Origin of the sequence: Cupriavidus oxalaticus, assembly GCF_004768545.1 — a bacterium.
Lineage (GTDB): Bacteria > Pseudomonadota > Gammaproteobacteria > Burkholderiales > Burkholderiaceae > Cupriavidus > Cupriavidus oxalaticus_A.
The window spans coordinates 3,596,847-3,615,481 of sequence record NZ_CP038635.1; the positions used below are offsets into that span (position 1 = coordinate 3,596,847).

The 18,635-nt window shown below is 69.8% G+C and carries 12 protein-coding genes; 5 read left to right on the forward strand and 7 right to left on the reverse strand.

Features of this window, described 5'->3' with window-relative positions:
* Positions 1-36: 36 nt before the first annotated feature.
* Both E0W60_RS27515 and E0W60_RS27520 read right to left on the reverse strand, forming a co-directional pair.
* Positions 37-765 (reverse strand): OmpW/AlkL family protein, encoded by a 729-nt coding sequence (locus E0W60_RS27515; protein ID WP_135706151.1) that lies wholly within the window; start codon positions 763-765, stop codon positions 37-39.
* Positions 766-1,043: 278 nt separating this feature from the next.
* On the reverse strand, positions 1,044-3,032 hold the full coding sequence (locus E0W60_RS27520) for an alkyl/aryl-sulfatase (protein ID WP_431189892.1): 1,989 nt from the start codon (positions 3,030-3,032) through the stop codon (positions 1,044-1,046).
* A 155-nt stretch (positions 3,033-3,187) separates the two neighbouring features.
* Here E0W60_RS27520 and E0W60_RS27525 point away from each other — a divergent pair, with 155 nt between their 5' ends.
* Positions 3,188-3,874 (forward strand): TetR/AcrR family transcriptional regulator, encoded by a 687-nt coding sequence (locus E0W60_RS27525; RefSeq protein ID WP_240745910.1) that lies wholly within the window; start codon positions 3,188-3,190, stop codon positions 3,872-3,874.
* Here the strand turns inward: E0W60_RS27525 and E0W60_RS27530 are convergent.
* The 5 genes from E0W60_RS27530 to E0W60_RS27550 all read right to left on the reverse strand — a co-directional run bounded on the left by E0W60_RS27530 (position 3,826) and on the right by E0W60_RS27550 (position 14,477).
* Positions 3,826-4,779: a delta(1)-pyrroline-2-carboxylate reductase family protein gene (locus E0W60_RS27530; RefSeq protein ID WP_133096576.1), complete on the reverse strand. Its 954-nt coding sequence runs from the start codon at positions 4,777-4,779 to the stop codon at positions 3,826-3,828. The two genes, E0W60_RS27525 and E0W60_RS27530, sit on opposite strands and share 49 nt — an antisense overlap.
* Before the next feature lie 58 nt (positions 4,780-4,837).
* Complete coding sequence (gene pbpC, locus E0W60_RS27535) at positions 4,838-7,081, reverse strand: penicillin-binding protein 1C (protein ID WP_135706153.1); 2,244 nt, start codon at positions 7,079-7,081, stop codon at positions 4,838-4,840.
* The gene (locus E0W60_RS27540) at positions 7,078-7,782 is read right to left on the reverse strand and encodes a lysoplasmalogenase (protein WP_135706154.1); all 705 of its coding nucleotides are present in this window, start codon (positions 7,780-7,782) and stop codon (positions 7,078-7,080) included. The genes pbpC and E0W60_RS27540 overlap by 4 nt, the downstream gene beginning before the upstream one ends.
* A complete protein-coding gene (locus E0W60_RS27545) occupies positions 7,779-13,859 on the reverse strand; it encodes an alpha-2-macroglobulin family protein (RefSeq protein WP_135706155.1) in 6,081 nt (2,026 codons plus the stop codon). Before E0W60_RS27545 ends, E0W60_RS27540 begins: the two co-directional genes overlap by 4 nt.
* A 132-nt stretch (positions 13,860-13,991) precedes the next feature.
* Positions 13,992-14,477 (reverse strand): Lrp/AsnC family transcriptional regulator, encoded by a 486-nt coding sequence (locus E0W60_RS27550; RefSeq protein ID WP_029046491.1) that lies wholly within the window; start codon positions 14,475-14,477, stop codon positions 13,992-13,994.
* Between the two features lie 169 nt (positions 14,478-14,646).
* On the opposite strand from E0W60_RS27550, the gene phhA reads away from it, so the two are divergent.
* From phhA to E0W60_RS27570, 4 genes are all read left to right on the forward strand, one after another.
* Positions 14,647-15,582 (forward strand): phenylalanine 4-monooxygenase, encoded by a 936-nt coding sequence (phhA, locus tag E0W60_RS27555; protein ID WP_240745911.1) that lies wholly within the window; start codon positions 14,647-14,649, stop codon positions 15,580-15,582.
* Positions 15,583-15,725: 143 nt separating this feature from the next.
* Positions 15,726-16,031: a 4a-hydroxytetrahydrobiopterin dehydratase gene (locus E0W60_RS27560; protein WP_063240039.1), complete on the forward strand. Its 306-nt coding sequence runs from the start codon at positions 15,726-15,728 to the stop codon at positions 16,029-16,031.
* 154 nt (positions 16,032-16,185) lie between these two features.
* The gene (locus E0W60_RS27565; protein WP_115678953.1) at positions 16,186-16,890 is read left to right on the forward strand and encodes a response regulator transcription factor; all 705 of its coding nucleotides are present in this window, start codon (positions 16,186-16,188) and stop codon (positions 16,888-16,890) included.
* Positions 16,891-16,963: 73 nt separating this feature from the next.
* Positions 16,964-18,622, forward strand: coding sequence for a sensor histidine kinase (locus E0W60_RS27570; RefSeq protein WP_133096582.1), 1,659 nt, complete (start codon positions 16,964-16,966; stop codon positions 18,620-18,622).
* Positions 18,623-18,635: the final 13 nt, after the last annotated feature.

Genomic DNA, 18,635 nt, shown 5'->3' on the forward strand with positions numbered 1-18,635 from the left:
CGGGCGTCCCTTTTTGCACTGGCCGTGGCGCTGCGCTCAAAAGCGGTAGCCCACGCTCAGGAATGTCACCACCGGGTCGATCTTGATCTTGGTATGCGAAATGATCGTCACCGGGCCAGCCTGCGTGGTCAGCGTGGCGGTGGTGGACAGCGGCAGGTACGACACCGACAGGCCGAGGAACCAGTTGTCGTTGATCGCATAGTTGGCGCCGATGTTGAACACCGGATTCCACGACGGCTTGGCGCTGGCGGTCATCCTGGCGCCGGGGATGCCGAACGCGCCATTGACGAATTGCTGGTTGGTGATGGTTTCGTCGGTAAACCAGGTGTAGTTGACGCCGATGCCGACATACGGGCGGAACTTGGTCCTGGCGTCGAAGAAGTGGTACTTGACCAGCAGCGCCGGGCTCCACTGCTTGACCGAGCCGAGCTTGCCGTACTTGGCGTACTCGCCGGTACCCGTGACGTCATGCTTGGGCGGAATGCCCGCGACCAGCTCGCCCGAGATGTTGTCCGTGAAGAAGTGCGTGAACGCCAGGCCCAAGGTGTCGGCGCTCTCGATATCGGCGCCGGTGTTGGCGCGGGTCATGTTGACCGGCCGGCCATTGATGCTGTCGACGGTCATCGGGTCGGCGGAGCTGTTCGGCATCACGCGGAACCAGCCCAGGCTGACGATATTGCTGCCGGCCGATTGTGCTTGTGCGGCTCCTGTCAGCGCCATGACAGCGCCAGCCGCCAGCATCTTCTTCTTGTAGGTCGATTTCATAGTCCTCTTACTCCTCATTCGTTTACTGCCGTATGCATTATCCGGCGGGTATGAGCAGGACTGTTTCACCGACGATACAGAATCGTAGAGGACGCCCCCTAAACGAAGGGTTAACCACTAAGAAACCCAGGCTGAAGACATTGCCAGGCCGGGTAAACGCTGCGTCGGCGCAACGCTTTATGCCGCGCGCCGGAAAAAACCCTGAAAGATACGAGGGTTTAGGGGCCGGCTGCGCAATAGCGCCCGCCTGCCCCTGCCCTACGCGGCGAGACCCGCGCTCACGGCGTGACGATTGCGAAGCTCGGCTCGAACTTGTCCATCAGTGCCACCCATGCAGCGAGCGCCTGCGGATCGCCACCGACTTTGGCGCGGCCGGCCTGGGTCTCCGCCTGCAGCGTGGTCTGCCCCGAGAGCACGCCGGTCAGCACCGCGCGCGGCATCGTCAGTGTGGCCTGCGGTGCGGCATGCTGCGCGCCTGCCTTGTAGCGGAACACGCCGTTCTCGACCGTCAGCGCGTAGCGCTTGCCGGTGTCGGGCTGCACCCAGTTGATCGCGACGGTCTTGCCCGCGGCACGGTCGCCGTTCAGGCTGATCGCCAGGTAGTCCAGGAACATGGTGTCGGTCATCGCCCGCAGCACGTCGGGGCTGCCGGTGCGGCGCGTGGACCCGGGCGCGCCGTCGCGCAGCTCGGCAGCGCCGGTCAGGTAGGCATTGCGCCAGGTCGACGACTCGGCCTGGTAGCCGAGCTGCTCCAGCGCATCGGCCTGCAGCCGGCGCGCGGCCTGGTTGTCGGGGTCGGCAAAGACCACGTGCTTGAGCACCTCTGCCACCCAGCGGTACTCGCCGCGCGCATACGACGCGCGCGCCCGCTCCAGCACGCGCGCCGCGCCGCCCATGTACTCGACGTAGTGCTTGCCGGCATCCTCGGGCGGCAGCGGGTTCAGGTTGGCGGGATTGGCGTCGTACCAGCCGAGGTAGCGCTGGTAGACCGCCTTGGCGTTGTGGCTGACGGTGCCGTAGTAGTCGCGCAGGTGCCATTCGGAGGCCAGCGACGGCGGCAGCTTCACACGCTCGGCGATCTCGGCGGGCACGTAGCCCAGATTGGCGAGCCGCAGCGACTGGTCGTGGATGTACTTGTAGCCATCGCGCTGCTTGCCGAGGTAGGTGACGATATTGTCGCGGCCCCAGGTCGGCCAGTGGTGCTGCGCGAACAGCACCTCGGTGCGGCCGCCGAAGCGGTCGATGGTCTCGTCCAGCGCGCGCCACCACTGGTTGGCGTCGCGAACCTGCGCGCCGCGGATGGTGTACAGGTTATGCAGGTTGTGGGTGGCATCCTCGGCCGCGCACAGCGCCTTCCACTGCGGCAGGTACATCAGCATCTCGGCCGGCGCCTCGGTGCCGGGCGCCATCAGGAATTCGATCTGCACGCCGTCGATGGTGCGGGTCTCGCCGGTCCTCGCGATCAGGTCGGTCGGCGGCACCAGCGTCAGCGTGCCCTGCGCGACCGCCTTGCCGAGCCCGGCATCGACCTGGCCGGTGGCCGAGCGCTGCAGGTTGGCGCCATACATGTACTGGGCGCGTCGGCTCATCGCATTGCCGGCAAAGACGTTCTCGCTGACCGCCTCTTCCATGAAGCCTTCGGGCGCCAGCACTTTGACCTTCCCCGCCTTGACGTCGTCTTCGCTGATCACGCCCTTGGCGCCGCCGAAGTGATCGGCATGGCTGTGCGTATAGATCACCGCCACCACCGGCTTCCTGGGGCGGTGCTTGTAGTACAGCTCCAGGCCGGTGCGGGCGGTCTCGGTGGCGGTCAGCGGGTCGATGATGATCAGGCCACTGTCGCCTTCGATGATCGTCATGTTGGAGATGTCGAAGCCGCGGATCTGGTAGATGCGGTCGGTCACCTGGAACAGGCCGTGGTTCATGTTCAGCCGGGCCTGCCGCCACAGGCTGGGATTGACCGTCGCCGGTGCGACATCCTTGTCGATAAAGCGGTATGAATCCAGCGACCACACCACCCTGCCTTGCGCATCGCGGATCTCGCCGCTGTCGATGGTGCCGATGAAACCCCGGCGCGCGTCCTCGAAATCACGCTGATTCTGGAACGGCAGTTGCTGAAGCACGGCGGCCTGGGCGCGGGCCGTGGCGTCGCTGGCCGGGTTGGGCGGTGTAGGCGCGGCACTGGCCGATCCGGAAGCGCCAGCGAAAACGAGGGCTGCGGCGAAGGCCGCGGCAGTAGAGGTCGGGTACGACATGCGGGTCTCCATGCGGGTCTCCTTCAGGCGCTGTCAGCGAGTGGTGTCCAAAGATTGTGCTGAACGTTCAGTACAATATTGAAGTTTGCTGGCAGAACTCCTCTACTGTCAAATCGCAGCGCCGCTGAAAATTCTGAACTTTGCCCCTGCCCCCTATGCCGTCATCGATGCCCCCGCCCACCAAGGCCCCGCCCGCTGCGCTCAAGAACCGCCGCGGCCTGGAAACACGAGACCGGATTCTCGCCGTCGCGCGTGAGCTGATCAGCGCACATGGCTACTCCGAGGTGACACTGGATCAAATCTCCGCCGAGGTCGGGGTGGCCAAGAGCAGCCTGCTCTGGCACTTCGGCAGCAAGGAAATGCTGCTGGCACAAGCCGCGACCAGCCTGTTCGAAGACTTTGGAAATGAGCTTGGGGGAGTCGCCAGGCATGCCGGCAAGACGCCGCCGCAGCGGCTGGAAAACCTGTTCGACGAACTTGCCGACTATTTCACGGCCAACCCCGAGGCCAAGGGCGTGGTGCTTGGCCTGCTGTTCTCCGGCGGCGTGCCGGCCAGCGTGCGCGAGCAGATCCGGCACAGCTGGGACGCGCATGTGCGCGACCTGGCCGAGGTGCTGTCAGTACCGGGCCAGCCGCTGCCGCCCGAAATGTCACGCCTGATCGTGGCCACGCTGCACGGCTGCTATGTCCACTGGTACGCCAGCGACCGCAGCGAGCCGATCGCCGGCTTCCTGGCGCCGGCGCGTACCTTGTTCAGCGACTGGCTGCGCGCCCGGGCGGGCCGAGCGGAAGATGATCGGGGGCGTCAGGCGCGGCTGGCCAGCACGCACGCCGCCAGGTCCCACAGCGCATAGCCCACGCTCTTGAACACCAGCGGGCTGCCGCCGCGCGCGCGGATGGCATCGGCCTGCAGGATCGCCGTCTCGAACGGCTGCACGGTGCCCCAGTCGATGCCCGCCTGCAGCAGGTCACCTGCTTCTTCCTCGATGCCGAACAGCGTATCGGCCAGCAGGCGCCCGTGGTCCGCGGCCGCATGGCAAAGCCGCGGCGGCAGCTCGCACATGTCCGGCCGGAAAGCGCCGACCGCGGCGATGAAGTGGTCGTCGCGCCAGAGCCCGCTGTCCAGGTCCGGCAGCACCGGGCTGCGGCTGGACGTGACCGTGACCACCATCGACACGCGCGGCAGCACCGCGGCAACGGTGTCGGTCACTTCGGCCTCGACGCCCAGCGTACGCGCCTGCGCGGCCAGCGCCTCGGCCTTGTCGCGCGTGCGCGACTGCAGCCATACCTTGCGCACACCCAGTCCGTCGACAAAGGCCTCCAGGTGCGTCAGCGCCTGCACGCCGGCGCCGACGATCAGCAGTTCGCCGTCGGTGCGCGCGGCGAAGCATTGCGCCGCCAGCAGCGACACCGCCGCGGTGCGCCGGCCGGTCACCGTCGGCCCGTCGAGCATGGCCAGCCGCGCGCCGGTATGCGCGTCGGCCACCACCACTTCGCCAAGGATATTGGGCAACCCGCGCCCAGGGTTGCCGGGGTGCACGGTGATGTTCTTGGTCATCACCAGGTTGCGGTTGCGCGCCGGCATCACCAGCAGCGTACCCTCGCCGTCCTCCGCATCGCCCACCGGCAGCGCGATGCGCGGCGGCGCCATGGCCGTACCGTCGCGCAGCTCGGCCAGCATGTCGGCGATGGCGCGCGCCAGTTCGGGATATGGCAGTCGGGCCGCCGTGCTGGCGGCATCGAGGGGAAGCAGGGACATGCGGGCGCTCCGGCGGGATGGTGAAGCGGCCATTATGCGGGACGGCCGCGCAGCGATGTCAGCGCCTGGCAGGCGCGGACGGCGCCCGCACCGATGCGCCGCGCACCTCGATGCCGATCCGGTCCACGACCTTGCCCGCCGCGTCTAGCAGTTCCACCTGATGGCGGCCCGGCCACGGCAGCCACGCCACCTCGGCGCCGCGACCGAGCGGCTTGCCGTCCATGCGCCAGCTGACCGCGCGCGCGGACTGGCCGGCGATGCCTTCGGCCTGGAACCAGACGCGCTGCGATGCCGGCGGCATGTCGGGGTCGAGCGCGAACACGGTACCGTTGGCCGGGTTGGCGATCGCCGGCGCGGTGCTGGCCGCCGCCGCGGGCTTGCCAACGCTGACGCGCGTGATGGCCGTGCCGGCGAGGAACACCTCTTCCCGCGCGGGCTCGAGGCCATCATCGAAATTCAGCGTCACGCGCTGCACGCCCGCGGGCATCACCGGCGCGCGGCTGCCTTGCTCGCGGTGCAGCGCTTCCATGACGTCATGCCACACCGGCGCCGCGCCGGACACCCCGGAAACGTCGCGCATGGCCGCGCCGCTGGCGTTGCCGACCCACACGCCCACGGTATAGCGCTGCGACCAGCCGATGCACCAGTTGTCGCGCATGTCCTTGCTGGTGCCGGTCTTGACCGCGGTCCAGAAGCGCGTGGTCAGCGGGCTGTCGAGGCCGAAGGTGCGGGCGCGCGCGTGGCGGTCGGCAAGGATATCGCCGATCACGTAACTCGCGCCCGGCTGCATGACCGCGACGGGCGCAGCAACAGGTGCGCCTTCGCGCAGCCGCGGCGGCGCATAGCGCCCGCCGCTGGCGAGCGCGCGGTAGGCATTGGTCAGCGCCAGCAGCGACACGTCGGCGCTGCCCAGCGCCAGGCTGTAGCCGTAGTAGTCTCCCGCCTCGGTCAGCGGCAGGCCCAGCGCCACCAGCCGCTTGTGGAAGCGGTGCGGCGTCACCATCACCAGCGTGCGCACCGCCGGCACGTTCAGCGATGCCGCCAGCGCCGCGCGCGTGCTGACCCAGCCGGCGTAGCGGTGGTCGTAGTTCTGCGGCACATACAGTCCGCCGCCCACCGGCAGGTTCACCGGCCGGTCGTCGAGCAGCGATGCCGCGGTCAGGCGCCGTTCCTCCAGCGCCTGCGCGTACAGGAAGGGCTTGAGCGTCGAGCCGGCCTGCCGCAGCGCGGCGGCGTGGTCGACCTGCGCGGCCGACGACAGCGCGCCGGACGAACCCACGTAGGCCAGCACGTCGCCGCTGGCGTTGTCGATCACCACCACCGCGCCATCCTCGACATGGCGCCCGGCCAGCTCGCGCAGGTGCCGGTCGAGGCTTGTGACCGCCGCGCGCTGCAGGCGTGCGTCGAGCGTGGATGTAATGTGCGCTGGCATGGAGGCGCCGGGCGCCAGCTGCGCGCGCGTGTCGCTGACAAGCCGGCGTGCGAGATGCGGGGCGAGCTGCTGCACCGTGGCAGGCACCTGCGCCGCGGCATTACGCTGCGCCACCGGCCCGGTGCGCAGCAGCGCCAGTTGCGCGAAGCCTTCCAGTCCTTCGCATTGGCGCGGCAGCCGCATTTCGCGCAGGATGCCGCAGGCCCGGCGCGCCACCTGCACGGCCGGCGCGTTGGGCGCGCGCACCAGCGCCACCGCCAGCGCCGATTCGCGCGCATCGAGCCCTTGCGGGTACTTGCCGAACAGCACCTGCGACATCGCCGACAGCCCGACCAGTTCGCCACGGAACGGCACCAGGTTCAGGTACGCCTCGAGGATCTGGTCCTTGCTCCAGCTGCGTTCCAGCGCCGCCGCCCCCGCCGCCTGACCAACTTTCTGCGTGAGACTGCGCCCCTGCGCCGCCGCGCCGGACCGGCGCAGGTCGTCGTCAAGCAGTCCGGCCAGCTGCATGGTCAGCGTCGAGGCGCCGCGCGTGCGCGTGTTCCACAGGTTGGCCCACGCCGCCGCGGCCACGCCTTGCCAGTCGACGCCGCTATGCGCGTAGAAGCGCCGGTCTTCCGACAGCACGATGGCCGTGCGCAATGCCGGCGAAGTCTGCGCCAGCGTGACCCAGTCGCCGCGGCGCGCGCGGAAGTCGTCGCGTACCCGGCCGACCACATCGCCGTGGCGGTCCAGCACGACCACGTCGGCGCTGCGCCAGTCGTCGCGCACCTGCGCGAAGGCCGGCAACGCGGCAGCATGGCCGCTCCACAGCAGCGGCAGCAGTGGCAGCAGCGCCAGCCAGGTCAGTCGCGCGCCGCGTCGCTTCATGCCTCAGGCCGTCCCGACACGATGCCCGCCACCAGCAGTACCTGTGCCGCGGCATAGGTCCACCAGATGCCCAGCGCGAAGGTCTCGAACGGCACCAGGAAACGCGCGATGCCGATCATCATGTCCGACGCGGCAAAGCACAGCGCGCCCAGCGCCGCCAGCGGCGTCGGCAGCCGCGCCACCAGCGCGCTGCACGCCATCGCCGCAAGCACCCCTACGTACACCGACACCGGCACCGTCAGCGTGCCGAGATTGGGCCAGAAGCGTCCCAGCATGGTCCCGGCCACGCCGAGCATGGCGCCGCATGCGATCAGCCGGTGCGGGCGCAGGTCGCCGGCCAGTGGCACCAGCAGCCGCAGGTAGGCGAGGTGCGCAAGCAGGAAGGCACCCAGCCCGCCCACGAACGAAAACGACAGCGCGGGCACCGCCAGCAGGAAATCGCCGACGGCCGAGCACACCAGCGCCGTCACCAGCCAGCGCCGTTCCGGCAGCGGCCGGTGGAACCACGCGGCCCGCGCCAGCAGCAGCGCCATCGCGGTCTTCCACAACGGCTGCATGGCGATCTGCCCGGTCAATGGCGCGCCTTCGGGCAGCTCCATCGACACCTGCACCAGCAAGGCGCCATAGAGCACTCCCGCCAGCGCGCCCGCGACCCACCACTCGCGCACCCGCGCCGGCATCCTCAGCGCGATCCAGCTCATGGACGTGCCCCGACCACCAGCCGCGCGTTCGGCGCCACGCCAAAGACATCGGGCGCGTACATCGCTTCGACGCGCGACGGCGGCAGCGAGAACTCGCCGGCGTTATTCAGGCGCACCGTGTACTCGACCGACACCGTGCCCTTGGGCAGGTAGCCGAAGTACTCGCGATACGCCTGCGGCGTGCGTTCGGTATAGGCCGGCCAGGCCACGCCCTGGCGCCGCTCGCCGCGCGTGGCGATCTGCGAATCGCGGCCCAGGCCGCTGCCGAGGATGGTGGCGCCGGCGGGCACCGGGTCGCTGACCACCACCCAGGTCATGTCGGCCTGCGCATCGATCTCGAGCTTGACGCGGTACACGTCGCCGCGCGACCACTTGCCCGACACCGCCTGCTCCTGCGGCGTCACGGTGCGCTTGATGCGGTAGCCCGCGGCCAGCGGCGCCGTGACCGGCACCGCGGCCAGCGCCTGTACCGTCGCCCACGGATGGCCCGCGCCGGCCTGCTCCACCTGCAGCGTGCCGCCGTCCGCGCCTGCCGGCCACGGCAGGTCGACACTGCCTTGCGCCACGCCGTCGTTGCGCTGCGCGCGCGCCCAGTCGAAGCTGCGCGTGGCATCGGCGGCGTTGCTCACCGAGACGCGCGTGCTGCCCGCCACCGGCGTCTTCTCGAACACCTGCGCAAAGCGCGTCACCGCCAGCATGCCCCACGCATTGGCGGTGGTGGTGCCCCAGGCGCCGCGCACCTGGCGGCCGATCAGGCCGGTGGCCAGCTGCGGCGCGTCTTCCTTCCAGCCCGGCAGTTCGGCGGCCAGCGTCAGCAGCCGCGCGGCGTTGGCGTCGCCGCCGGCCATCATCCACCACCAGTTGTCGTTGCGCTCGGTGGAGAACGCCAGCCGCGTGCCTTGCACCGTCAGGCGCGAGCGCAGCAGTTGCTGCGCCTCGGCCAGCCGCTGCTCGCGCTGCGGGATATCGGCCATGCGCGTCAGCAGCAGCGTCCAGTCGAGCAGCGCCGAGGTCGGCCACTGCGCCGGCAGGATCTGGATCGCATCCAGCATGCGCGCCTGCGCGTGGCCGGTACGCGACAGCGCTTCGAGCGCGGCCAGCTTGCGCACCTCCAGGTATTGCGTGCCGCCCACCGGCGACCAGCCGTCGCGGCGGATACGGCCTTCGACGAAGTCGGCCAGTCCGCGCTCCATCTGCGCGCGCTGCGCGTCGGGAATGCGCAGCGCCAGGCCTGCGCGCGCGGCTTCGTCGGTCACAGCCAGCAGGTAGGCGGTCAGCACCTCGCTGCCGTAGTCGCTGTCCGAAGCCAGCGGGAAATACGAAGCCAGCCCGTTGGCGTCGAGGTACGACGGCAACTGCGTCATCAGCGCTTCCCACGCGGCCTTGTCGTTCAGGCCGATCGCCTTCGACGCACGCTGCTCCAGGCAAGTGAACGGATAGTGGCGGAACCATTCGCGCACGCCCGGCATGCCGCCCGCCAGCGACGACTGGAAGTTCACCTGCAGCCCGCCGCGCACCTTGCCGGCGGGATCCGCCAGCGCTCCCGGCGGCGCCTTGACCGGCACCGACAGCGACGGCGACACCTGCGCCAGCGTTGCCTGCTGCACCGTCACCGGCACCGCGGGGACGATCTGCTGCGAGACCTTGATGCGGTCGCCGGCATTGCCGCCGCCCTGCTCGCTCGCCTGCACTTCCCACATCACGGTGCCGCTGCGCGCATACGCCAGCAGCGTGGGCGCGGTCACGTCCCAGCCGATCTCGCGCGCTTCACCCGCGGGAATCTGCACGGTCTGCGCCGGCAGCGTGCCGTCGTTGCCGAGCAGCGTGGCGCGCGCGCTCGCCTGCACCGTCATCGCGCGCTTCGTGGTATTGCGCAGCGTGAACATGGCGCGGTAGCGATCGTCCTCGCGCACCAGCAGCGGCAGGCCCGAGATCACCTGCAAATCCTGCGTGGCGGCGATGGTGGCGCTGCCGGTACCGAAGCGGCCCACGCCCAGGTCGGCCACGGCGACGATGCGGAAGCTGGTCAGCGAATCGTTGAGCGGCACTTCCAGGCTGGCGCGGCCTTCGGCATCGAGCTGCACGCGCGGGTTCCACAGCAGCAGCGTGTCGAACAGCTCGCGCGTCGGGCTCTTGCCGCCGCCACCGCCGGCGGGCACGGCCTTGCGCCCGTAGTGCCGGCGGCCGATGATTTCCATCTGCGCGGTCGACGTTTCCACGCCATAGCCGCGCCGCTGCAGCATGGCGTCAAGCAGGTCCCAGCTGGTGTTAGGCATCAGCTCCAGCAGCGCCTGGTCGACCGCGGCCAGCGCGACTTCGCCATTGGCGGCGGGCTTGCCGTCGGGCAGCCTGACCTGGATTGCCACGCGCGCCTTGCCGCGCACCGGATAGGTGGCCTTGTCGGGCGTCACCGTGACATCGAGCCGGTGTCCGGCATTGCCCACCCTGATCTCGGCCAGCCCCAGCCGGAAGGCCGGCTTGGACAGGTCGACCAGTGCCGTCGGCGCGGCATATTCGCGGCCTTCGCTGCGGAACGCGCGCCACCACTCGCCGGGCTGGCGCCAGCCCCAGGTAAAGAACGAATACCACGGCACTTCATGCAGGCGCCCGCGCAGCGCCAGCACCGAGACGTAGACATTGGGGCCCCACTCCGGCCTGACCTGCACGCGCACCGTGGGATCGCTGCCATGCAGCTCGACCACCTGGGTCTGGTAGACGCCCTCGCGCTCCACCGCCACCAGCGCGGTGGCGTGCCGGAACGGCATGCGCACCTGGAACACCGCGGTGTCTCCCGGGGCGTAGGACTTCTTCTCCGGCAGCAGGTCGATGCGATCGTGGTTCTCGCCGCCGAACCACAGTTCACCCTGGCGCGTGACCCAGACCGTCGAAGCGGCCTGCGCGGTGCGTCCCTCCTTGTCGCGCGCGCTTGCCACCAGTTCGACCTGGCCGGCCTGCTCCAGCGCCACCTCGCAGCGCGCGCGGCCCTGCGCATCGGTGCGGGTCTCGCACACGGTGCCGAGGTCGCGCGTCTCGGTGCGGTTGTCATAGCGGTAGAAACCGCCGACCACGCGCTTGCGCGCCGAGGTGGTGAGGCGAGCGCGCGCATTGAGCTTGACCGGGGCATCAGCCACCGGCTTGCCGTTCAGGTCCAGCACCACGCCATGCACCGCCAGCTTCTGCTTCACCGAGACCCAGCCTTCGGACCGGATGCCGACCACCACGCCAGCTGGCCACAGCGGCACGGTCTGGCGCAGCGTCTGGATCTCGCCGTTGGGGTCGGCAAAGCCCGCTTCGAGCACCAGGTCGCGCGGCGCGTCGGTCTTGGGCAGCTTGCGCAGCGTGACAGAGCCGTTGCCGTTCTTGTCCAGCGTCAGCGGCAGCTTGTCCGCCACCAGCTTCTGGCCGTCGTCGGGCTGGTCGGCGTCATCCATTTCCTCGTCGCCGCTGGCGCTTTCGCGCTGCGGTCGCGGCGGGTTGAACGAGAACTCGTCATAGCCGGGGAAGCTGACGCTCTTGTCGCGCAGCAGCGCCGATACGCGCACCGGCAAGCCGGCCGCGCCGCCGCCCGACAGGTAGTGGATTTCCACGCCGACCGGCAGCTCGGCCGGCGCGATCGCGGCGCCGGCCTTGCCGGCCAGCTGCAGCGTGCCGGCGAGAACCGGCAGCCGGAACGCTTCGACGCGGAAGCTGCCGCTGGGATAGGTACGCGAGCCTTCGTCGCGGCCATTCGCGCGCCCGCCCTGCTGCGTCTGCTCCTGCGTTTCCAGCTCGACGGTATAGACGCCGAGCTTGGCCGCGGGCGGCACCTGGAACGTGCTTTCCGCGCTGCGCCCGCCAGTCGCGGTCTGGCGCCACTGCAGCGGCAGCTCGTAGGTCTGGCCGCTGCCGTCGTGGCGGATCACCACGCGCGTCGGCAGCGGGCGGCTGGCCGGCGGCAAGGCAAAGCCCTGCGCGGTCTCGGCGCGGATCAGGTGCTTCATCGACACGGTCTCGCCGGCGCGCAGCAGGGTACGGTCGAAGATGGTATGCGCGCGCACCGTCGGCGCGGTGCTGGTGTCGGTGGGCACGTTGAAGCGCCAGGTCTCGATGCCGCGGTTCCAGTCCGACATCACGAAGGCCATGTCGGCCTTGCCGCGCGCCTGCGGATGTCCGGCGGCGATGCGCGCCGACACGAAATAGCCCGACAGCCCGTTCTGGTCGCAATTCGATTCCGGCACGGCGTCCAGCCGGGCAAAGCGCACCACGCCGCTGGCATCGGTGCGGCCCTCGCCCAGCAGGCGCCCGCTGCAGTCGCGCACCGCGACGGCGGCGTCGGCCACCGGCTTGCCGTCGTCGAGCGCCGTGACCCACGCCAGGCCGCTGCGGCTGCCGTCGTCCTCGTTGCCCAGACTGCGACCCAGCTTGAAATGCACGCCCAGGTTGGTCACCAGCGCGGCGGTGCGCACGTACATCGGCGCGCGCTTGCCGAGCAGCGCCTCGCCCAGCATCGGCGAAGCGATCTCGACCACATGGAAGCCCGGCTCGGGCAGCGGGATGCCGACCACCTCGAACGGCCGCGGGCCGTCGCCCGATGGTTTGGGTACGGCCAGCTTCTGCACGCCGGGGGCGCGCTCGAGCAACGACACCGAGCGCGTCTCGATCGACACCGCGTTGCGCAGATTGCTGACGCGGTACGGCGAGCGGCCCGCCAGCACCGCGTCGAGCTCGCCGCGCGTATAGTTGGACTCATGCATGCGGCGCACCAGCCCCAGCCATTGCATCACCGCGGCATCGTCGTCCACGTGCAGCTTCATCACCGTGCCGGCACGCGCCTGGATGCCGCGCACGGCCAGATCGGCCTCGACATTGCGCAGCGTCACCGGCAGCAGCGGCGGATAGTCGGCGGGCGACTTGCCGCGCGGCAGCTCGCCGAAGCGCTCCACCACGCCGAACGGCGCTGCGGCGAACTTGGCCAGCGGGGGCATGGACGCGGTGGCGACCTTGAGCGGGAACAGGTCGGCATTGGACAGCGTGCGGCCGCTGTCGTCCTTCAGGTCCTTCGGTATCTCGATGGTGAACTGCGCCTTCTCGGCGAACGGCGCGGCAAAGGTGAGCGCGCTGACGCTGGCATCCGGCGCCAGATCGGGAGCGAACTGCGGCGCACGCGGGCCGGACGGCGTCTTCAGCACCACCTTCTCGGCCTGCTTGCGCGGCACCGGGGCCGAGAACGTGACCGACATCGGCCGCAGCGGCGTGCACGGCGATTGCGCGTGCTCGCGCTCGCAGCTGAAGCTGGCGGCAAAGGGTTCGCGCACGGTGTAGTCGAAGCGGCGCTCGTCGCGCGTGGCCACCCCCGACGGCGTGGCAATGCCCGCGCCCAGCACCAGCTGCACGCGCGCCGCGGCCGGCAGCCGCTGCTGGCAGGCGAGCAGGTGCACGGCATCGGGCGCCGGCTTGGCCAGTTTGGTCCAGTGGATCGCCTCGAGCAGCTCATCGCGTTCCTTGCCGGCGAGCAACCGCACCGGGATGCGCTCGCCCAGCCCCTGCGCCTGGCACCAGGCGTGCTCGCGCACCGACGCCGGCGTGGCCGGGCCGTTGAAGCGCAGCGCGAAGACCTGGTCTTCCTCGATCTCGCCGCCGGACGGCCGGCTGGCGATCACGGTCGGGCCGCCGGTCTCGAAGCGGTATTCCGGCTTGCCGGCATAGGCGGTGCCGGCAACGCTCTTGAGCCCGGTGCGCATGCGCACGCTGCAGCGCACCCCGGGCGGCAGGTCGCTGGCGAAGTCATAGACCCAGTTCCTGGCATCCACCCAGCGAGCCTGGCCGCTGGTGCCGGCGCCGGTGCAGGACACCGCGGCGGGCGCGGCGGCCTGCACGTCGCCCATCGGCACCATGGCCTCGTCGAAGCGGATCGCCACCTGCCTGACCTGCCCCACCGTGCCTTCGGGCGAAAAGCGGGTGACCTGGGCGGCATCGGCGGGCTGGACGCCGGCGAGCAGCGCGAGCGCGGCGCCCAGCGCCAATGCCGCGGCGCATGACGCGCGCGCTGGCTGCCTGCTGCCAAGGTCCCGACCGGCTCCGGCGACGATTCCCTTCATCCTGCCATCCTCCCTTTTCCGCCACTTCGTGGCACCCGGCGAGGGTGACACGCACGCCACAGGAGTGCAAGACCGGCGCGCAATCCTGCATGGCGCACCTGGAAAAGATTCAACCCGGACTTAAAAGCCGGCTCAGCGCAGGTGCGACAGCGGCAGCGCCCCCTCGCACTTGATCGCGGTGAGCACGATATTGGAACGCACGCTCTCCACCCCGGGCACCCGCATCAGCCGCTTCATGGTGAATTCCGCCAGCGTGGGCAGGTCCGGCACGACCACGCGGATCAGGTAATCGGCCTCGCCCGCTACCGAATAGCACTCCTGCACCTCTTCGAGCAGCAGGATTTCCTCGCGGAAGCGCTCGACGATGGTGTCGCCGTGGTGCGCCAGCTTGACGCTGATAAAGACCAGCACGCCCAGGCCGAGCGCCTGGGTCGACAGGCTGACGCGGTAGCCGGTGATGACGCCATCGGCTTCCAGCCGCGCCAGGCGGCGCCCGACCTGGCTGGGCGACAGGTGCACGCGCTCGGCCAGTTGCTGGTGGGTGGAGCGGCCGTCCGCCTGCAGCGCGGCCAGCAGGGCCAGGTCGAACGGGTCAAGAGAGACGCTTTGGGCAGTCATACACAAATTCCGCATCGAGTCATCGCATGACGCACGTTACATGCACGATCAATTGAAGACAAGCCGATTTTGCGGCGTATATGCAGCATGCTGTCACTAAACTACGCAGTAAATCCGCATTCCGCGCTGCCGCGCCGCAGCGATCACGCATAACAGGAGACACAAACCTATGTCCGCACCCGCCATGGCCGCCACCGAAGCCCCCGCCGCCTTCCAGGGCACCCTCACCGACAAGCTGCGCGAACAGTTCGACGAAGGCCTGCTGTCCGGCCAGGCGCTGCGCCCCGACTTCACCATCGCGCAGCCGGTGCACCGCTACACCAGCACCGATCACGCCATCTGGCGCAAGCTGTACGAGCGCCAGGCCTCGATGCTGCAGGGCCGGGTCAGCGACGAATTCCTGCAAGGCCTGGCCACGCTGGGCATGGAAAAGGACCGCGTGCCGGATTTCGGCCAGCTCAACGAGACCCTGATGCGCGCCACCGGCTGGCAGGTGGTCGCCGTGCCCGGGCTGGTGCCGGACGAGGTGTTCTTCGAGCACCTGGCCAACCGCCGTTTCCCGGCCAGCTGGTGGATGCGCAAACCCGAGCAGCTGGACTACCTGCAGGAGCCGGACTGCTTCCACGACGTGTTCGGCCACGTGCCGCTGCTGATCAACCCGGTCTTTGCCGACTACATGGAGGCCTACGGCAAGGGCGGCCTGAAGGCGGCCGGCATGGGCGCGCTCGACATGCTGTCGCGCCTGTACTGGTACACGGTAGAGTTCGGCCTGATCCGCACCGGGCAAGGGCTGCGCATCTACGGCGCCGGCATCCTGTCGAGCCAGGGCGAATCGATCTACAGCCTGGACTCGGCCAGCCCCAACCGGATCGGCTTCGACGTGCGCCGCATCATGCGCACGCGCTATCGCATCGACACGTTCCAGAAGACCTACTTCGTGATCGACAGCTTTGAGCAGCTGTTCGACGCGACCCGGCCGGACTTCGCCCCGCTGTACCAGGAACTGCGCGCGCAGCCCACGCTGGGCGCCGGCGACGTGGTGCCGGGCGACCAGGTGATCAACGTCGGTACCCGCGAAGGCTGGGCCGACACCGACGACATCTGATTCCGGCGGCCCCTGCCCCGCTTCCCGCTTTGTGAAACAATGCCGGCATGCCCGCCGCCCCGGCGCGGGCGGGCCGGCTGTCCGCTCTGGCGGCGTCCCCCGACGCTGCCTGCCGATTTCCCAAGACCCAGATCGAGCCCACCATGACCCCTCTGTCCCCGCAAGCCCGAGCCACGCTGCTCGCCGAACTGCCCGGCTGGACCACCGTCCAGGACCGCGACGCGATCTTCAAGCGCTTCACCTTCCACGACTTCAATGCCGCCTTCGGCTTCATGACGCGCGTGGCGATCCAGGCCGACAAGGCCGACCACCATCCCGAATGGTTCAACGTCTACAACCGCGTCGACATCACGCTGTCCACCCACGACGCCAACGGCCTCACACAGCGCGACATCGACCTGGCCCACTTCATCGAGCGCGCCGCGGCGGCGCTGGTGGTGCCGGGCTGATACCCGGATACCCCGCGCGGCAGCAGATACCCGGGCGGATGTAGGCAAACCGTAAGGAAGCAGCCGTCCGCGCCGAGTACAATCTGCGGCAGGCCCGCACCGTGTGCTGCATGGGCCCTCCTCCAGCCATGCCCAACCTCCTGCCCGAGCCGCCATGCGTATCCTGCTGATTGAGGACGACCGCCAGATTGCCAGCGGCGTCGAAGCCGGCCTGTCCCGCGCCGGCCACCAGGTACGCGTCGTCCATGACGGCGTCTATGCCACCGAACACCTGCTGCGCGAGCAGCACGACCTCGTCATCCTCGACCTGGGCCTGCCCGGGATCGACGGCATGACCCTGCTGGCGCGCTACCGCGCCCGCAACCGCACCACCCCGGTCATCATCCTGACCGCGCGCGACGAACTGGAAGACAAGCTCTCGGGCCTGAACGCCGGTGCCGACGACTACCTGATCAAACCCTTCGCCCTGCCCGAGCTGGAAGCGCGCGTGCGCGTGCTGCTGCGCCGCAGCCAGCATGGCGAGGCCGCGCCCGAGCGCGACGTGCGCCTGGGGCGCCTGCGCCTGTCCGGCAACGACCGCCGCATGTTCATCGACGCCCGGCCGCTGGAACTGTCGCCACGCGAGTTCGCGGTGCTCGAGCTGCTGCTGCAGCGCCAGGGCCGCGTCGTCAGCAAGGCGCAGCTGCAGGACCACCTGGCCACTTTTGCCCACCCCGCCGGCGAAGGCGGCGATACCGTGGGCGACACCGCGATCGAGGTCTACGTGCACCGCGTGCGCAAGAAGCTCGAGGACAGCGATGTCGAGATCATGACCGTGCGCGGCTTCGGCTACCTGCTGCAGATCCGCGCCGGCCAATGAAAGCGTTCCTGCCGCTTGCGCCGCCCAGCGCACGGCACTGACCCCCGGCCCCGACCCATCAGCCCAGCCGGCAATGTGGCCCCGCTCCCGCACCTCCACCCGGATTTCCTGGCGCACTTCGTCCCGCATCGCAACGCGGAACGAGCTCCCTTCCTCCGCCGCGGCTGACAACGCCGGCGCCGCGCCCGCATCGACACGCCAGGCCGCCCGCCCCGGCTCCAACATCAGCCTGCGCGTACACCTGCTGCGCGCGTTGGCGACGCCGCTGTTCGCGCTGGTGCTCACCAGCGGCTCGCTGTCCTACTGGCTGGCGGCGCACTACACCACGCAGGTGTTCGACCGCGCGCTGTATGGCGTGGCCAACAACATCGCCCAGCAGATCCGCATCGCCGGCCCGCGGCTGGAGCAGGACATCCCGATGATCGCGCAGACGCTGGTCGAGGCCGAGGGCACCGACCGCATCTACTGGCGCATCCACGGGCCCGATGGCCTGATCGGCGGCATGGACACGTGGCTGGGCTACGGCACCGGCCAGACCACGCTGCACGATGCCCGGCTGTTCTATGCCTGGTTCAGCGGGCGCCAGGTGCGCGCGGTGCGGCTGCCGGTGATGCTGCCCAGCGCCGCGGTGGACGAGCTCGGCACCAGCGAGGCCGGCAAGCCCGCGCGCGGACCTATCGTAATCGAAGTGGCCGAGCTGCTGGACCGGCGCGAGACCGCCGCCAACGAGATCCTGCTGTCGGTGTCGGTGCCGCTGATCCTGCTGCTGCTGGTCGGCAGCCTGATCCTGTCGCACGTGCTCAAGGAAGAGCTGGTGCCGCTGCAGATCCTGGCCGACAAGCTCAACCGGCAGACCGCGCGCTCGCTGGCGGCGCTGGACGAAACCCAGGTGCCGGCCGAGGTGGCGCCGCTGATCCGCGGCCTGAATGCACTGCTGGCGCGGCTGCGCGACGCCCTCGATGCACAGCGCAAGTTCATCGCCGATGCCGCGCACCAGCTGCGCACGCCGCTGACCGCGGTCAAGCTGCATGCCGACCGCGCCATGGAAGCCGATTCTCCGGAGGTCGTCCGGCATGCCCTGCGTGAAGTCCAGACCGCGGCCGACCGCGCGGTGCGGCTGTCGAACCAGCTGCTGTCGCTGGCGCGCGCAGAGCCTGGGCTGTCGCTGGAGCGGCTGGGGCCGGTGGAGCACTTCGATTTGGCCGAGCTTGCCTTCGAAATCGGCGCCGAATGGGTGCCGCAGGCACTCGCGCGCCGCATCGACCTGGGTTTCGAGATATTGCCCGGGCCTACCTTCACCGGCAGCACGCCCGCGGTTGTGCGCGGGAACCGCCTGCTGATGCGCGAGGCGCTGTCCAACCTGATCGACAATGCGGTGAAGTACGTGCCGGCCGGCGGCCGCATCACCGTGCGCGCCGGCGGCGAGGCCATGGGTCACCGCGGCATGGCGGTGGTGATGATCGAAGACAACGGGCCCGGCATCCCGCCGCAGCGGCGCGAAGAGGTGTTCAAGCGCTTCTTCCGCGGCGACCGCGCGGCGCAGAGCGGCGGCGCCGGCCTGGGGCTGGCCATCGTGCACGAGATCGTGACGCTGCACCAGGGCACCATCCATATCGAGGACGTGCCGCAGCAGCCGGCCAGCCTGCAGGGCACCGAGGGCACGCCGGAGCGCCGGGCGGTCATGCGCTTCGTGATCCGGATCCCGTGCGAGCCGGCAGGTTCGACCGGCTGAAGCGCCTTCGGCC

Bases quoted from the DNA above. Each gene is read 5' to 3' on its own strand.
- E0W60_RS27515 (WP_135706151.1), bottom strand. From the start codon at position 765: ATGAAATCGACCTACAAGAAGAAGATGCTGGCGGCTGGCGCTGTCATG.
- E0W60_RS27520 (WP_431189892.1), bottom strand. From the start codon at position 3,032: ATGGAGACCCGCATGTCGTACCCGACCTCTACTGCCGCGGCCTTCGCC.
- E0W60_RS27525 (WP_240745910.1), top strand. From the start codon at position 3,188: ATGCCCCCGCCCACCAAGGCCCCGCCCGCTGCGCTCAAGAACCGCCGC.
- E0W60_RS27530 (WP_133096576.1), bottom strand. From the start codon at position 4,779: ATGTCCCTGCTTCCCCTCGATGCCGCCAGCACGGCGGCCCGACTGCCA.
- pbpC (WP_135706153.1), bottom strand. From the start codon at position 7,081: ATGAAGCGACGCGGCGCGCGACTGACCTGGCTGGCGCTGCTGCCACTG.
- E0W60_RS27540 (WP_135706154.1), bottom strand. From the start codon at position 7,782: ATGAGCTGGATCGCGCTGAGGATGCCGGCGCGGGTGCGCGAGTGGTGG.
- E0W60_RS27545 (WP_135706155.1), bottom strand. From the start codon at position 13,859: ATGAAGGGAATCGTCGCCGGAGCCGGTCGGGACCTTGGCAGCAGGCAG.
- E0W60_RS27550 (WP_029046491.1), bottom strand. From the start codon at position 14,477: ATGACTGCCCAAAGCGTCTCTCTTGACCCGTTCGACCTGGCCCTGCTG.
- phhA (WP_240745911.1), top strand. From the start codon at position 14,647: ATGTCCGCACCCGCCATGGCCGCCACCGAAGCCCCCGCCGCCTTCCAG.
- E0W60_RS27560 (WP_063240039.1), top strand. From the start codon at position 15,726: ATGACCCCTCTGTCCCCGCAAGCCCGAGCCACGCTGCTCGCCGAACTG.
- E0W60_RS27565 (WP_115678953.1), top strand. From the start codon at position 16,186: ATGCGTATCCTGCTGATTGAGGACGACCGCCAGATTGCCAGCGGCGTC.
- E0W60_RS27570 (WP_133096582.1), top strand. From the start codon at position 16,964: ATGTGGCCCCGCTCCCGCACCTCCACCCGGATTTCCTGGCGCACTTCG.